The sequence below is a fragment of the Gracilibacillus timonensis genome, from assembly GCF_900086715.1.
GTDB classification, from domain to species: domain Bacteria; phylum Bacillota; class Bacilli; order Bacillales; family Amphibacillaceae; genus Gracilibacillus; species Gracilibacillus timonensis.
Map to the genome: position 1 here is coordinate 1,528,754 of NZ_FLKH01000012.1, position 15,916 is coordinate 1,544,669.

Sequence of the window (15,916 nt, forward strand, 5' to 3'; positions counted from 1 at the left end):
ATCGATTCCCTCTATATAAGCTATTTATTTCATCATATTCCCCATGGGAGCTCTCATTCATAAAAAATAAATTATTTTAGAAATATTTGAAGATTGGTTGAGCAAAATCTGAGAAACAGCCTGTACAATAAGAAGTATAGCAAAAGGAGGTAAGCAAATTGGACACCATATTAGAGATAAAACAACTAAATGTATCGTTTAAAAAACAATACGCCTTGAAAAATGTATCGTTATCCATCCAAAAAGGAGAAATTTATGGTTTGATCGGGAGAAATGGTGCAGGTAAAACCACCTTATTAAAGTCGATCGTAAAGCTCATCCATCCAACTAATGGACGAGTATCGTTATTCGGCTCCTCATCTGAAAAAAGCTGGACAACTGCTTTACATCGAACTGGTAGTGTAATTGAAATCCCAGTCGCGTATGACCAGCTTTCCAGCTGGAAAAACCTTGCTTATTATTGTAAATTACGAGGCATTACCGATGAAACAAAGGTTATTGAGGAAACACTTCATATTGTAGGATTAGATCCAACAGATAAAAAGAAATTCAAATATTTTTCATTAGGGATGAAACAGATCCACATCTACATCAAAAGCACGATCGTTAAGTGTATCATAGAACAACACTAGCTCTTGCTTGATCAGTTCCGTAAGGTTTACCGATTGAAACACAGGCTGAACTGATTGCTCTAGAAGGTTTTGATACTCTAATAAAATATCTAAGCGATCGGCAACAATACGAATATTGCCATGGACTTTTTGTAGTGTTGGCTGCATGTTGCTCTGTTTTCTTAGCAACTGTTGTGTATAACCATTGGCAATCGTCAATGGTGTGCGAATGTCGTGGGTAATATTATGTAGTGCTAATTTTAATGTTGCTTGTTCTTGCTGACTGGCAACTTTGGTAACTTTTAATTCATGAAAAAGCTGATTAAATGCGTGGATCAACTGATTGACTTCGGCATTTTTCGTTTGGCTGGTCAATAACAAGTTAGTTTCCGTGAGACGCTTTGTTTCGATATCCTCTAATAACCTTTTTAGCGCCTTTTTCTGTCGATAATAAAGAAAGATAAACACAGTGCATAGACCAACCAAGAAGATGGCAAAACCAATCATTTCTTCTCACCCGCCAAACGCACACCAAGCCCCCATATGGTTTCAATATATTCTTCTTTAGCATCTAAGGTGGCAATTTTTCTACGTAAATTACTTAATTGCGCATTCAAGGAATTATCTCCTGGCAAATAACTCTCTTGCCAAATCGTTTCGTATAATTGCTCTTTCGTATAAATCTGGTTAGGATGATCAAGTAAATAGGTCAAAATCTCAAATTCTTTTTTTCCTAGGCGCAAACGCTCCCCCTTACGTGATATCTCGAAGTTACGTCTATCTATCCATATATTTTTAATAGCTTGTACATCACTCACTGCTGATTCCACTTCCATATGACGTAGTTGAACCAGCACACGAGCTAGTAATTCATCATCATCAAATGGTTTCGTAATATAATCATTCGCTCCATTTAACAAGTACTCAGTGACCAGCCTTTTCTCACCTAAAGCCGTTATCATAATTATAGGTACTTGACTTACCTTACGAATTTCTTGCAATACTTGAGCCCCGTCTTTCCCTGGCAGCATAATATCCAATAATACTAAATCAGGTGCTTCCTTTTGTAGCAAAAGTAACCCTTCCGTTCCCGAGTATGCGCCGACTACTTGATAGTGATTAGACAGCAGCTCTCTCAGCATTTGGTTAATTTCATTATTGTCTTCTACCACTAAAATTTTCTTTTTCATCTGATTGCTCCTATATGCTTTATTGAGAAGCCTTCGTATGGTTCCGTTCCCAATATGTTAAGAAGAACCAGGCTAAATCGCCAGGTTCTTCCATGTTACGCTAGATGACTAAGATTGGTGAAGATAATTATCTTTTATAAAATGGTTACGGAGTTCAAAAGCTATTTTTTCCTCTTCATACCTAAAGCTTTTTTCACCTTATCCATGAAGGTTTCCTTGTTCTCTAAAGATTGTAATGGTACGGATTCTCCTAAGATTCTTCGAGCAATATTGCGATAGGAGATAGAAGCTCTTGCTTTCGGTTGAAAAGCAACAGGTTCACCATGGTTAGAGGCCTTTATCACGTCATCATCATCTGCCACTATGCCAATTAGATCAATGGATAGCACCTGTATCACCTCATCAACATCCAACATATCCCCATTTTTCATCATATGATTGCGAATTCGGTTTATAACTAAGTGGGGTGGTTCAATATCTTCTTGTTCCAATAAACCAATAATCCGATCCGCATCACGCACACTGGATTTCTCGGGGGTAGTTACAACAATCGCTTTGTCCGCTCCTGATACCGCATTATGAAAACCTTGTTCGATACCAGCCGGGCAATCAATCAATATGTAATCATAATCTGGCTTTAACTCTTCAATAATTTCAAGCATTGCTTCCGGCGTCAAAGCTGTTTTATCACTTGTCTGTGCTGCTGGCAATAAAGCCAGCTCGGAAAATCGTTTATCCTTGATAAGAGCTTGGGACACTTTACATCTGCCTTCGACCACATCCACAATATCGTAAATAATTCGGTTCTCTAATCCCATAATGACATCTAAATTCCGCAAACCGATATCCGTATCCACCAGGCATACCTTTTTATCTAATAAGGCCAATGAGGTTCCAAGATTGGCTGTAGTTGTTGTTTTACCGACGCCACCCTTACCAGATGTTATAACGATAGCTTCACCCATTCATAATTCTCCTTTCAAAAACATTAAGATCTGGACGATACCTTGAAATCGTACTAATACGATCCATAATGATTTGTTCGCCCTCCGCGTCTATAAAGCCGCACTCCATTGGTACGCCTACTTCATCCATCTTATCGGCACGACTAATCAATTCTGCAATCCGCAGTTGACTCGGTGCCATGTGCGCTGCTGCGATAATTGCTTCTCGATTCCCTTGATAGCCTGCGTGTGCCACACCCTTCAGATTACCCATTATAAAAATGTTGCCCGTTGCGATAACTCTTCCACCAGGGTTCACGTCACCGATGAGTAATAAGTCTCCCGTTACCTGTAACACCTGTCCAGATCGAATGATTTTATTGTGTAAATGAATGTCTGTTTCGTCTTTCCATTCCAAAGCCTTTTGCCTTAACATCACGTTAGAAACAACCTGTCCCACTTCTAATTTATTGTATTTGCGAATTAATTCTGTTAGTGACTGTTCCTGTTCCTGTGTAATATAACGATTCCCTAATTCGACCTTTACCGTCACCACAGGCTCGTCCTCTGTGATATGTTTAGTGGAGAGGATCTCCTCCAATTCTCGTAAGATTTCATGCCATGCACATTGATCATCGAGAAAAAGCGTAAGACCATCCCTTGTACCTTTTATTGTTACCTGCTTGTTTGCTGGCATCCTTCTCAACCCCTTACCGCTTTCCTTCCGAGACGATGAAATACACGAGAAAATGATAGAGATATCTCGCTTCCCATCCATCAGCCTCTTATGGTTGTCTGTTCTGTTTTCTGACTATGTACATTCACTACGGATGTCCTATCATTTAAACTAGTGGAAATAGGTAGAGTTCCTTCCACATAACTAAGAAAACCATACCATCTATATAACCTTCGCAAATTGCCTAAGATAACTGCCGGTCATCTAACAAATGGCAAACCTGTTTAATCCATACGGTCAAACTTGATCACGGACCAATTAGCTAATCGTTTCGAAAAGATCATGTACAATAAGATTCCAATGATCAGATTCCACAATACCGTTGGCAAGAGACGGTTTTGCCAATAGAAATACCAATCTACTTGTTGAATTTGGATTAATTGATAAAGAAAATTCACAACGGCATCTGCTGCGGTAACTCCCATTATAGTCATAAGCATAGCAATGAGCACATTTGCCTGTAATACTTTCATTAAAACCCGAATCACATATAAGGTGAAGGTATAGGCAAAGATGTATACGCCAATGACATCCGTGTATACAATATCAATAATCAAACTGAAGATGACAGAGAAGGCAATGGCGTAATAGGTATGTTCCTTTTCAAACAAAATGGTCACGTATATTAAAAAAACAAAAACAAAATGGGAAATAACCATCCAGTCTGTTGGAAGAAAGGGAATAGAAATAGCAGCAAACGTTCCTTCTAATATGACTAAAATAAAACAAATGAAGGCAATTAGAAAAGGAATCAATTGCTTCATGAAGATTCCTCCTCTGCTTGCTCATCCACCGTATCCATTGCACGGTCAATCACAATCACATGACTTAGGTCTGCCAAATCTGCAGCAGGCTCTACATAGGCCATGGTCGTCAATTCATACCGGTCTGCCTGCACTTCTTTAATCTCGCCAATTTCTAAACCTTTAGGAAAGATCCCGCCAAGTCCCGAAGAAAAAACGTTCTGGCCTTCCTCCACTTCTTGGTTGCTTTCATTCATTTCTAATACTAATAATTCTCTTTCTTCATCATAGCCAACGATAAAACCAGACATATCATTATCAGCCTCTGCTTGATTAACATTAACCGAGATGCGATTAGACCGATCAAACCCATTTAACAATAAAACCGTTGAAGTGAAAGGGGAACTGGTTTGCACCTTACCAATCATTCCATGACCAGCTATTACCGCCATATTAGGTTCCACGCCATCTTCTGTTCCCTGATTAATCGTTACCTCTTTAAACAACTTGTCTTTACTCCTAGCAATAACAGAGGCTTGAATCGTATCGAAATTCTGCAAAAAATCAGATTCCGTTTTATCGAGTACCTCTTTTAATTCTTCTATTTCCTGTGTTAGTTCTTGATTTTGATATTCTAACTGTCTTAGTTCACCTATATTCGTTTTTAACACTTGATTTTCCCGGTATACATTGCGAATTTCTTTTATATTGTTCGTCACACTTGCCGTAAATGCGATCGGTTTATTGACGATCTCTTGTACCCATCCCACGCTGTCATGTACAAAGTCCTCTACCATGGTTAAATTGGTACGATCTCGCAAAGTAAAACCAATCAATCCAACAATGATAATGAGGGATATCATGATGATAAACAGTCTTCTCTTTTTGTCAAACATTGTAACACCTTCTTTATTTGTTACGCATTACACGCCAACATTGGGATGTGCTTTAAAGTGATCAATATATTCCAATGCCTTTCCAGTCCCAATAGCGACACTATCAAGCGGTTCATCTGCTACAAATACAGGCATTTTCGTCTCATCACTAATGACTTGATCTAAATCTCGGAGTAAAGCCCCGCCTCCAGATAAAACTATACCTCGATCCATTATATCTGCCGCTAATTCTGGCGGTGTGCTCTCTAATGTATTTTTTACCGCTTCTACAATAGCTTCTACGGTATCTCTTAGCGCAGAGGTAATCTCTGATGATTGGATCGAAATAGTTTTCGGTAAACCGGTAAGTAAGTCACGCCCCCTGATGTCCATCTCTTGATCACTCTCTAGTGCTTGAGCCGAACCTATATCCATTTTAATCGATTCTGCGGACCGTTCACCAATCATTAAATTATATGTTTTTTTGATATATTGGATAATGGCATCATCCATGTCATCTCCTGCAGTACGGATAGAACGACTAGTAACAATACCACCTAAAGAGATAACGGCTACTTCCGTTGTTCCGCCACCAATATCAACGATCATACTTCCTGTAGGTTCCCAAACCGGCAAACCAGCTCCAATTGCCGCTGCAAATGGTTCCGCAATCGGAAAGGCATCCTTTGCTCCTGCTTGTTTGGTTGCATCAATAACCGCCCGCTCTTCTACCATCGTAATACCAGATGGTACACACACCATCACACTAGGCTTTTTCGCTAGACTGGAGCGATTTTTCTGAGCTAATTTAATATAGTATTTCATCATCGAAGCAGTTGTGTCATAATCAGCTATTACACCATCTTTCATTGGGCGAATAACCGAAATATTCCCTGGCGTCCTGCCAATCATATTTCTCGCATCACTACCAACTGCTTCAATGTTACCTGTCGTTTTATTTATCGCAACAACAGAGGGCTCTCGCACGATAATCCCTTTACTTTTAATAAATACCAATGTATTTGCTGTACCTAAATCAATTCCTAAATCTTGTGAAAAATTAAATATACCCACTCTTTCTCTTCCTCTCAACCAAGTTATTCACTTCTATTATTTTATGCTTTTCTAAGCGATCAAGCAAGAAATTGTATGTTGTCACAATAAGGAGCGCCTCCATACAAGCAATTCTTGTATAAGGCGCTATTCATAGCTTGTAACTTCTATTATACTGAAAAAAAAACAAAATAGATAGTATTATAAATACATGTATAAAAAGTTCGTTAAAAAGAATCATTTGTCTGTACGTTTTCACGTTGCAGAACAGCCGTAGAGACAGACATAAGCCAAGTGAACTTCTTGGTTTTAATACAGGAAAAAGATATCAAAACTCTATTACGTATAAAATGATGAAATGATCATTCTCTAGGATTTTACCATCATTTTCAGAATAGATGGTTCAAGCAGCGACAGTTCCATGTAGCAACAAAGGACCAAGTGTGTTTCTTTGATCTTCTATTATAAATACCCTTTTTCTTTTAAAGAGATAAAGGTATTATCCCCGATAATGATATGGTCTAATAGATCTATTCCAATCATCTTGCCACTATCTGCTAAACGTTTGGTTACATGAATGTCTTCTTGAGAAGGAGAGGGATCACCAGATGGATGATTGTGGGCACAGATTATCGAGGCCGCCGATCGCCTGACCGCTTCACGAAAAACTTCTCGCGGGTGCACAATCGACGAGTTAAGACCTCCAATAAAAATTGTTTGTCGATGTAACACTTGATTTTTTGTATTAAGATATAGACAGACAAAATGTTCTTGCTTCAACGTCTTCATCTTCTCCATCAAGAAATTGGCACCATCCTCAGGGGTACGAATCGTGTAACGTTCTGGCTTTTTGTATACTTGAATCCGCTTACCAAATTCAACAGCAGCTAAGATGTTTACTCCCTTTACTTGGCCAATTCCATTGATGTTGGTCAATTCTTCAATGGTTACCTCTCGCAGCATGGACAAGCCTTCAAAGTGACGCAGTACCTTTTCCGCCAACTGATGAACATTTTCTTGGCGCGTTCCTGATCCCAATAATATCGCCAGTAACTCTTGATTCGATAAATGACTTGCGCCGTGTTCTAACAGTCGCTCACGTGGTCGGTCCTCTTTCGGTACTTCTTTCATTTTAATCGTTGTTGGCAGTTTCATTCTTTGTCCTCCTTTTCGCAATGATCTTATTGTAATAGGAAAAACAGCTGCCAACAAATGGTGAAAAACAGATTTGTGGTCGTTCACTACATCAGAAAAGCATCGTTTGCTAATGGTATAATCCGAATATAGCTTACTTTTACGTATCACTTTTAAGATTTTACTTATTCCGTTATTTATTGAGAAAGCATCTGATAAGCTTGAATTAATTCTAAAGTTGCGGCTTGTATCGCTTGTTCATTATTGGCTGATTGAATTTGTTCCAGTGCTTCTGTGATTGGTGCAGTGTCCAATGAATCTGTTCCTTGCCATTGATCGATTGCCCCTGCAGCATCTGCTCCCTCTAACAATTGCGTGATGATTGATTCCAATTGCGTTAATGCCTCCTGATCTGCACCGGTTATTTCCATAGAGGCCGAAGATATCTGCCATGGTTTGCCTGCATAAAATTCCATATCAGAAGGTAACTCGGAACTGGCAAATGCCTTTGAGCCTGCTTCATTCCCATCAACCCCTACCAACACATGAAATTGATTGTCTTCCACCCATGTCACAGATTTAATTTCTGCCCCTTGTAAGCGATCGACCAATTCTTGTGCCTTTGCTTCTTCGCTAAAAACACCAGCCTGTGTAACAAAAAAGGAAAAACTTTGTGATGCAAAGGTTGATGTGCTTTCAGTACCGTTTCCCTCGGCCTTGGTCGTCACAGTTTGTCCATTTGCCTGTCCTCCACTTTGAAAAGTTACTTCTTCTGGGTCTAAATCAATAAATATCTTCAACATAATCACACCTAAACTGACGCCAATGATTACAGCAATAAGCGTCGAAATAAGCAACCCTTTATACTTTTCGAAAAAAGAAGTTTTTTTTGAATAAGAAAAAGCTTGATTACCTGTAACGTGGGTATAACTTCCATTGTCCCAATCACTGTACCCTTTATGCACCAGCACATTATCTTGATTCGCTTGCTCTGTGTTACCTTCTTGATCTGTAGATGGAAATCTTGAACTATTTTTCTCTTCCATGCTTCTCCCTCGTTTCACCTTTGTTTCTATCACCCTACCATAATTGCTATAAAAAGTAAGACGACTTTTGTCAGTCTAGTAAAAAAAGTATCCGGCAATTAACGACAAAACAAAGAAACTTCATGGATAAAACGATAAATAATACGCAATAATAGGTTCTCCGCTAAACCAAGCTACCAATCCGGCAATAGCTAGAAATGGGGCAAAAGGGATCGGTCGTTTGTGGTGGATAAGGCGCAGCGCGATAAGACCATAACCCAACACCAATCCCAGCAAACTGGCGATAGATAAGGTTAATAATACACCTTTCCAACCTATTACTATCCCTATAACTGCCATCAATTTCATATCTCCTGCCCCCATCCCGCCACGAGACAATAGAATAATCAGCAACAAAAGCACGAATCCAAGGAGACTGCCCCAAATAATGTCATACCATGGAGTTGGTGTCTCTAGTAATCGCATGAAAAGTAATAGTGGAGTAAAACAAAGAAGTAAACGATCAGGAATTAACAGATAACGAATATCTGTTATGATCACAATCATCAATAAGGAGACAAAGAAGAGGCTGAGTAGACAAGCTGTGGACAAGCCAAAGAAATGATAACTCAACATAAACAAAAAGGCTGTACTTAATTCAATCAAGGGGTAAATGGGAGAAATTAGTTGTTGACAATGACGACATTTTGCAAATTGAAGTAGATAGGATACAACCGGGATTAGCTCATACCAACGGAGTACATGCCGACAATGCGGGCAAATGGATCGGCTCTGCTCTAAAAAATTTTGTTGCGGCACCCTTATTCCGACCACATTGAAGAAGGAGCCAAATACAAGTCCTAATAGACAAAAACATACATAGGGAAAAATGTGCAACACCGCCTTTATATAGAATATAGAGGAGTGCACGGAAGAGAGGGATAGTTCCCTTTCATTATAGAACAATGGACTATTATTGTCTATGTGGATATAAGAAACACCCGCGAAAAAATTAATCGTTTTTCGCGGGCGAGTGATTCAACAAATACTTTCTTACTTGTGTAACAAATTCAACGGACCCAGTAACATACAATCGATCCATAGGCGCTAATGATAGTAAGAACGGTTTCCAGTCTACTGTCTGTACCTTAGGGAATGATAATGCTATTTCCTCTGTCTTAGCTGCCCGTGGATGGTCAAAAGTTGTACAGAGAATTTCATCAAACTGTCTTGCTAAACACGTCATCATGGCTGCAATGGGTTTATCTTTGAAAACAGCAAATAACACTTTTGGGGATTTACTGTTATCCCGTTGCGAAACGGTCCGACAAAATGCCTGTATGGACTCGTGATTATGAGCACTGTCTAAAATAATCAACGGATGGCTCATCACCTGTTCAAAACGCCCCGATATAAAGGCATTGGATAATCCTATTTCCATATGCGCTTTTCCTATTGTAAAACCGTGTTCCTTTAATTGCTGACAAGCGGCAACAGCCAGTGCGGCATTGTCTACCTGATGCTCACCCACTATCTGTTTCGTAAATGTCAATCGATCACTACCCATCGTTAATTGTACCTGATCTATCCTATCAAGTGGGACATACTGATCCACGCTAAGCTGTTGTTCCAACCAAATCAAAGGGGCCGTTTGCCGTTCCGCTTCCGTTATAAACGTCTCTATCGTACAAGCAGGGACTCTGCCCACTATCACTGGTGTATCCTTTTTGATAATACCTGCCTTATGGTAGGCGATCGCTTGATAGGTGTCTCCGAGAAAACGTTGATGATCTAAACCAATGGTTGTCACCACCGATACAAGTGGAGTGAGAATATTTGTGGTGTCCTCTCTCCCTCCCATCGCAACCTCAATAATGGCAATATCGGCAGACGCTTGTAAATGGACGAAGGCGATAACCGTTAATATTTCAAATTCGCTGGGAGGATCCTGTTGCTGATCTAATTGCTCAATACTCGGCAGCAGTCTTTGCAAAATATCAATAAAATCAGTGTCTGTAATCGATTGGTCACCCACTTCGATCATGTCCAAGAATGTCTCTTTTGGCGGAGAGGTGAAACTGCCCACACGATAACCTGCTTGCTCTAGTATACTCTTTAAAAAGACAACTGTAGAACCTTTTCCATTTGTACCTGCAATATGAACGGCATTCAGTAATTGCTCTGGATTTCCAACTGCTCTAGCCAGCTTCTCCACCCTTTGTAGGCCTGGTTTAATGCCTAATTGCCTGCGTTGTTGAAAAAAGTCGTGTGCTTCTTCCATTGATTGGATGCTTTTGTTAGACATGATTTTTTCACCCCTATTATCAGATAGACAGAACATTCTATGTTGTTGCTTGCTCTTAATGTAAAAATATACGATGACGGATTTTTCAGTATCGAGAACACTTCATTCTTGTCGTGAAAATTATTTTGGTCTATTTAACATCATCCCGTCTTATCAACAGTCACTTTCTGTGGACCGATTTTGACCTTGACGAATGGTGATGCCGATAAGATGGATTATGTAAAGTATCTAGTTCCATTATTCCATGTAGTAAAGTTGATTGTTTGTCTCTGCTAGATGGCGCTCCGAAAATAGGTTCCGCGTTCCGTGGGCTTGCGCTCAGCCTCCTGATATGAACGAAACTGTCAAGCCTCCCACTCTGCACTAAGTTTTAATCTATTTTTGACAAACTTTAAGAAGAGAAGCGATTTTTGGCTTCTTTACTTTCTGGGTGTTATATGTGCAGCCTACTGGCTAGACTAGCTTCTTCTTTAACTTAGCGATCACTTCTCACCTCTTTTTAGTTAAAGAAGGAATCATCTTACCTCCTTCATCATTTTTGGAATAGATGGATAAGAACACGGCACGAAGGCAAAAATCTCTACTGCGGTTTGCATTCTGATATTCGTGGGTTTTCACATTTTATCTTTCCGTATAAAGGACTTTTCCACTAACTCGTGACGTGCGTTATTCTATACAGAAATGGCACAGAGGAGGCACGTGGGTTTTCCTTTCCGGTTTTTTTCTTTGCCTTCGGGCCCTATTCTCATTCTTCTATTTTTATTCATAAAACGTGTATGCTGGCTTCTATCATTTATTAGAGATTAGACGTAGGAACATCCTCCATTTCTTGCGTAATTGCCCATATAAAACCTGCTAATTCCCTCGCTACTGCGGTAATCGCTTTACCACTTTCTTTTCCTCTGGATAATAATCGATAATATTTTTTGTGTAACCGGTTTTGTGCTTTCCAAGATATTGCTTGAACACTGGCACTCTGACCTTCTTGCCTTTTCTTCAGCTGCCCTTTTACGGCCGGTTGATAACGATAACTCCAAGCGGATTCTATTAATAGACGACGCACATGTCGATTTCCTGTTTTGGTAACATTCCCTTGATTTCTTCTGTCACCACTTGAATCCTCACTTGGAATTAATCCAACATAAGCCATGAAGTGTTTGGGGTGAACAAATCTTTTGAATGATCCAATCTCAGCTACGAGGCTTGTAGCTGTAATTAAAGCCACCCCTCTCAAAGCCTGTAGTGCCTGAATTTTTTGGGCATGTACACCTTCCGTTGCTTGTGTTTTTATCTCTTCTTCATACCTTTTTACACGCTGTTCAATCTCCTGTAATTGATGAAAAGATTCCTGAAAGACAGTGCTTGAAGCAGACCGTTCGAATGTCAAAGTACTTAACCACTCCCGATACTTATAGGTCCACGTTCTTACCCCTTCTGGAGGATAGATATGGTGCCGTAACAGAAATTTGGTTAACCGATGTTTTGCCCTTGACTCATCTTCTTTTGCATCTTCCCTTGCCCGAACTAAATCACGAAGAGCTTCATCATCTTCGGTCGGCACATAAATAGATGTTAATTCGCCGGCACGAAATAGTTGAGCGAGTCTAACAGCATCCCTTTTATCCGTTTTGATTCTCTCACCAGGCTTTTGGGGAATAAGAGAGGGAGCAATGACATCACATTCTATTCCAAGACTAAGAAAGAATCTGTGCAGTTTGTAGCCTGTTGGCCCCGCTTCATAACAAATTCGAAGGGATGTAGGATCGCCTAATTTCTTTACTAACCTTCTAATGCTTTCATACTTGTGAGGGACGACTCCCCAATATCTTGGTTTTTCTCGCCCTTCCTCTGCAATAGCAACTGAAATTTTTCCCTTGTGCACGTCTAATCCAACGTATTTAGTGGTATCCTTCATAATAACTAGCTCCTTTCGTAATGTAGCTCTCATTTGGTTTTGTTTCTTTAGTAGTCAGTCTAACCAGATTAACCTACGAAATTACAAGTAAGGAGCTAGTTTCGTTCATGATAACTCGTCAGCGAAGTTCGCTTCCTGCGGGGTCTTCACACTGCGCTTTCCCACAGGAGTCTCCACCTATTTTCTCCGCTAGGTAGTAGGACTACAATCGAATGACTGCTAGGATGTAGCATTCTAGGCACCATCATCATGCTAGATAAACTTTGTTGAGAGTATGATTCGATCATACATTATGGTTTTTATAAATGAAAGAACCATTTTGTAGCACGATCCATATGCAGTCGAAAAATCAGTTGGCGATTTTCTCTTTTTGCTACAAAATTATTTAGGTACTTAGAACGCTTCATCCTTGCAGTAACAACCATTGTTGTACGTATATCTAGCGGAGGGAATATGCGGAGACTCCTGTGGGACCAGGACGAGCTGAAGATCCACTTGTAAAAGCGCTCTTCTTTTGCAAGTTAGCTGAAGCCGGCCCCACGGAAAGCGTAGCATATTCCCGCAGCGCTTGCTTTGCACAGATAAAACGATCAAACTCACCACTAAGAAAAGTGGGCTACTTTACATAATCCATCTTATCGGCAGTTCTGTGGCTACTTTTAGTTATTCGTAAAGGACCGGGCGAATTTTGCCCGGTTTTTTCATTAATTATTTTTGTAACTCTTGAATACGTGCCTCTACCTTTTCTCTTTTCACAATATAATCTCTTTGTTTGTCTTTCTCTGCCTCGACTACTTGAGCGGGTGCCTTACTGACAAAACCTTGATTAGCTAATTTCTTTTCTACTCTAGCTACCTCTTGGTTTAATTTCTCGTGTTCCGCTCGCAGACGAGCCAGTTCTTTATCGATATCAATCAAACCTTCCAACGGCAGGAATATCTCTGCTCCTGTTACCACTGCAGACATTACCTTATCTGGAATGTCAAGCGATGTACCAATCGTTAGCTCACTTGGATTACAAAAACGTTCCAGATAGCTTTTGTTTGCTTCAAGCTGCTCTTGATTTGCTGTATCATTCGCCTGAATTAAAATGGGTATTTCTTTGGACATTGGTGTATCCACCTCAGCCCTTGTATTTCGAACCGAACGAATAATAGCAACCAGTTTCTTCATTACTTCGGCAGACTCCTTATTCGAAAGGGAATCGTCTACCGTCGGCCAGGAAGCGAGCACAATCGATTCTCCTTGATGTGGCAACTGCTGCCAAATTTCCTCCGTCACAAACGGCATAAATGGGTGAAGCATACGCATGGTAGCGTCTAAGACATACGCTAGAATGGAGCGTGTTGTCCGTTTCGCATCTTCGTCCTCCCCATAGAGCGGCAATTTGGCCATTTCAATATACCAATCACAGAAATCATCCCAAATAAAGTTATATAAATATCTGCCAGCCTCACCAAAATCATATTTATCAACATGGCGAGTCACCTGCTCGATCGTCTCGTTCAACCGGGTGAGAATCCATTGATCGGCAACGGATTTTTTTCCAGTTATATCGATCTGTTCGTGCGTCAGACCTTCCATATTCATCAACGCAAATCGCGAAGCATTCCATATTTTATTAATGAAATTCCAGGTCGATTCCACCTTCTCCCAGTGAAAACGCAGGTCCTGCCCAGGGCTTGAGCCGGTTGCTAGGAAATAACGCAGTGAATCAGCACCATATTTTTCGATAACCTCCATCGGATCAACCCCATTGCCTAATGACTTACTCATTTTACGGCCATCTGCAGCACGAACTAACCCATGGAGCAATACATCTTGGAACGGTCGCTGATCAGTAAATTCCTTTGATTGAAAAATCATCCGCGATACCCAGAAGAAAATAATATCATACCCTGTAACGAGTACATTGGTTGGGAAAAAGTGTTTAAATTCTTCCGACTCCAAATTCGGCCACTCTAAAGTAGAAAATGGCCATAAGGCAGAAGAAAACCATGTGTCCAACACATCCTGATCCTGTTCCCAATTCTCCTCATCAGCCGGGGCTTCCTTGCCAACATAGATCTCTCCTGTTTCTTTGTGATACCAAGCAGGAATACGGTGCCCCCACCATAATTGACGAGAAATACACCAGTCCCGAATATTCTCCATCCAGCGCAGATACGTTTTCTCAAAGCGTTCAGGAACAAAATGGACTTTCTCTTCATCTGTACCTTGTTGCATATCGATTACAGCATCTGCTAAAGGCTGCATGTGGACAAACCATTGCGTAGATAAATAAGGCTCTACTACAGCGCCACTTCGCTCCGAGTGTCCAACTGAGTGCATGTGTTCTTCGATTTCAAATAGAACGCCTTGATCTTGTAAGTCTTTTACAATCTGTTGCCGACAATCAAAACGATCCAAGCCTTGATACTTACCAGCATTTTCATTCATGGTGCCGTCCTCATTCATAATCAACACTCGCTCTAATTGATGGCGTTCCCCCACCTCAAAGTCATTGGGGTCATGAGCAGGGGTGATCTTTACAGCACCCGAACCAAATTCCATATCAACATAAGCATCAGCAACAATCTCGATTTCACGACCAATGATAGGTAGTTTTACCTTTTTGCCAATTAAGTGCTGATAGCGCTCATCGTCTGGGTGAACGGCTACCGCGGTATCTCCAAGCATCGTCTCCGGTCTTGTTGTCGCAATCTCAATATGACCGGAACCATCTACTAAAGGATATCTCATATGGTAGAAATGTCCTTGAACATCTTGATAGATCACCTCAATATCCGATAGCGCCGTTTTTGTATCAGGATCCCAGTTGATAATATATTCTCCACGATAAATGAGATCTTTTTCATATAATTTCACAAAAACCTCTTTTACCGCTTCGGATAATCCTTGATCAAGGGTGAAGCGTTCGCGGGAATAATCGAGACCTAATCCAAGCTTTTCCCACTGTTTCCGAATGAAGCCGGCATATTCTTCTTTCCAATTCCAGGCTTGCTCGAGAAATTTATCCCGTCCTAGATCATGGCGTGAAACACCTTCTTCACGCAGTTTGGCCTCCACTTTCGCTTGAGTAGAAATTCCAGCATGGTCCATCCCCGGCAAATATAATACATCATAACCTTGCATTCTTTTCACTCTCGTAATAATATCTTGCAAAGTCGTATCCCAAGCATGACCGATGTGCAGCTTCCCTGTGACATTTGGCGGTGGGATAACGATTGTAAATGGTTCCTTACTGGTATCATTCTGTGCTTCAAAATATTTTCCCTCTATCCATTTCTGATACCTGCCTTGCTCAACGGCAGCAGGATCATATTTTGACGGCAAATTTACTTCCGGCTGTTGTGTCATGTCTCTTCCTCCTTTTTCTGTGGAC

The 15,916-nt window shown here is 40.5% G+C and carries 14 protein-coding genes; 1 reads left to right on the forward strand and 13 read right to left on the reverse strand.

All coding sequences use genetic code 11. The annotated features are described in order from the left end of the window. Positions 1-158: 158 nt before the first annotated feature. Positions 159-632, forward strand: a complete 474-nt coding sequence (locus BN6556_RS21775; RefSeq protein WP_078060157.1) for an ATP-binding cassette domain-containing protein — start codon at positions 159-161, stop codon at positions 630-632. Here BN6556_RS21775 and BN6556_RS18420 read toward each other — a convergent pair. The 13 genes from BN6556_RS18420 to BN6556_RS18480 all read right to left on the reverse strand — a co-directional run bounded on the left by BN6556_RS18420 (position 564) and on the right by BN6556_RS18480 (position 15,891). Further along, on the reverse strand, positions 564-1,118 hold the full coding sequence (locus BN6556_RS18420) for a histidine kinase dimerization/phospho-acceptor domain-containing protein (RefSeq protein ID WP_066194417.1): 555 nt from the start codon (positions 1,116-1,118) through the stop codon (positions 564-566). The two genes, BN6556_RS21775 and BN6556_RS18420, sit on opposite strands and share 69 nt — an antisense overlap. Further along, positions 1,115-1,801, reverse strand: a complete 687-nt coding sequence (locus BN6556_RS18425) for a response regulator transcription factor (protein WP_066194420.1) — start codon at positions 1,799-1,801, stop codon at positions 1,115-1,117. Before BN6556_RS18425 ends, BN6556_RS18420 begins: the two co-directional genes overlap by 4 nt. A gap of 161 nt (positions 1,802-1,962) precedes the next feature. Beyond that, entirely contained in the window at positions 1,963-2,766 is an 804-nt protein-coding gene (gene minD, locus BN6556_RS18430; RefSeq protein ID WP_066194423.1) for a septum site-determining protein MinD, read from the reverse strand. Then, complete coding sequence (gene minC, locus BN6556_RS18435) at positions 2,759-3,442, reverse strand: septum site-determining protein MinC (protein WP_066194426.1); 684 nt, start codon at positions 3,440-3,442, stop codon at positions 2,759-2,761. The genes minD and minC overlap by 8 nt, the downstream gene beginning before the upstream one ends. Before the next feature lie 263 nt (positions 3,443-3,705). Beyond that, positions 3,706-4,245, reverse strand: a complete 540-nt coding sequence (gene mreD / locus BN6556_RS18440) for a rod shape-determining protein MreD (protein ID WP_066194429.1) — start codon at positions 4,243-4,245, stop codon at positions 3,706-3,708. Further along, positions 4,242-5,120 carry a rod shape-determining protein MreC gene (mreC, locus tag BN6556_RS18445; protein ID WP_066194431.1) on the reverse strand — a complete coding sequence of 293 codons (879 nt, stop codon included), beginning with the start codon at positions 5,118-5,120 and terminating at the stop codon, positions 4,242-4,244. The genes mreD and mreC overlap by 4 nt, the downstream gene beginning before the upstream one ends. Positions 5,121-5,147: 27 nt before the next feature. Then, entirely contained in the window at positions 5,148-6,173 is a 1,026-nt protein-coding gene (locus BN6556_RS18450; RefSeq protein ID WP_066194433.1) for a rod shape-determining protein, read from the reverse strand. A gap of 441 nt (positions 6,174-6,614) precedes the next feature. Further along, on the reverse strand, positions 6,615-7,307 hold the full coding sequence (gene radC, locus BN6556_RS18455; protein WP_066194435.1) for a RadC family protein: 693 nt from the start codon (positions 7,305-7,307) through the stop codon (positions 6,615-6,617). 176 nt (positions 7,308-7,483) lie between these two features. Further along, positions 7,484-8,332, reverse strand: coding sequence for an SPOR domain-containing protein (locus BN6556_RS18460; protein WP_066194438.1), 849 nt, complete (start codon positions 8,330-8,332; stop codon positions 7,484-7,486). Positions 8,333-8,452: 120 nt separating this feature from the next. After that, positions 8,453-9,241: a prepilin peptidase gene (locus BN6556_RS18465; protein WP_316245337.1), complete on the reverse strand. Its 789-nt coding sequence runs from the start codon at positions 9,239-9,241 to the stop codon at positions 8,453-8,455. 82 nt (positions 9,242-9,323) lie between these two features. Beyond that, positions 9,324-10,616: a bifunctional folylpolyglutamate synthase/dihydrofolate synthase gene (locus tag BN6556_RS18470; RefSeq protein WP_066194441.1), complete on the reverse strand. Its 1,293-nt coding sequence runs from the start codon at positions 10,614-10,616 to the stop codon at positions 9,324-9,326. Positions 10,617-11,412: 796 nt separating this feature from the next. After that, a complete protein-coding gene (locus BN6556_RS18475; RefSeq protein ID WP_066188741.1) occupies positions 11,413-12,531 on the reverse strand; it encodes an IS110 family RNA-guided transposase in 1,119 nt (372 codons plus the stop codon). Positions 12,532-13,239: 708 nt separating this feature from the next. Then, on the reverse strand, positions 13,240-15,891 hold the full coding sequence (locus BN6556_RS18480) for a valine--tRNA ligase (RefSeq protein ID WP_066194443.1): 2,652 nt from the start codon (positions 15,889-15,891) through the stop codon (positions 13,240-13,242). Between the last annotated feature and the right edge of the window lie 25 nt (positions 15,892-15,916).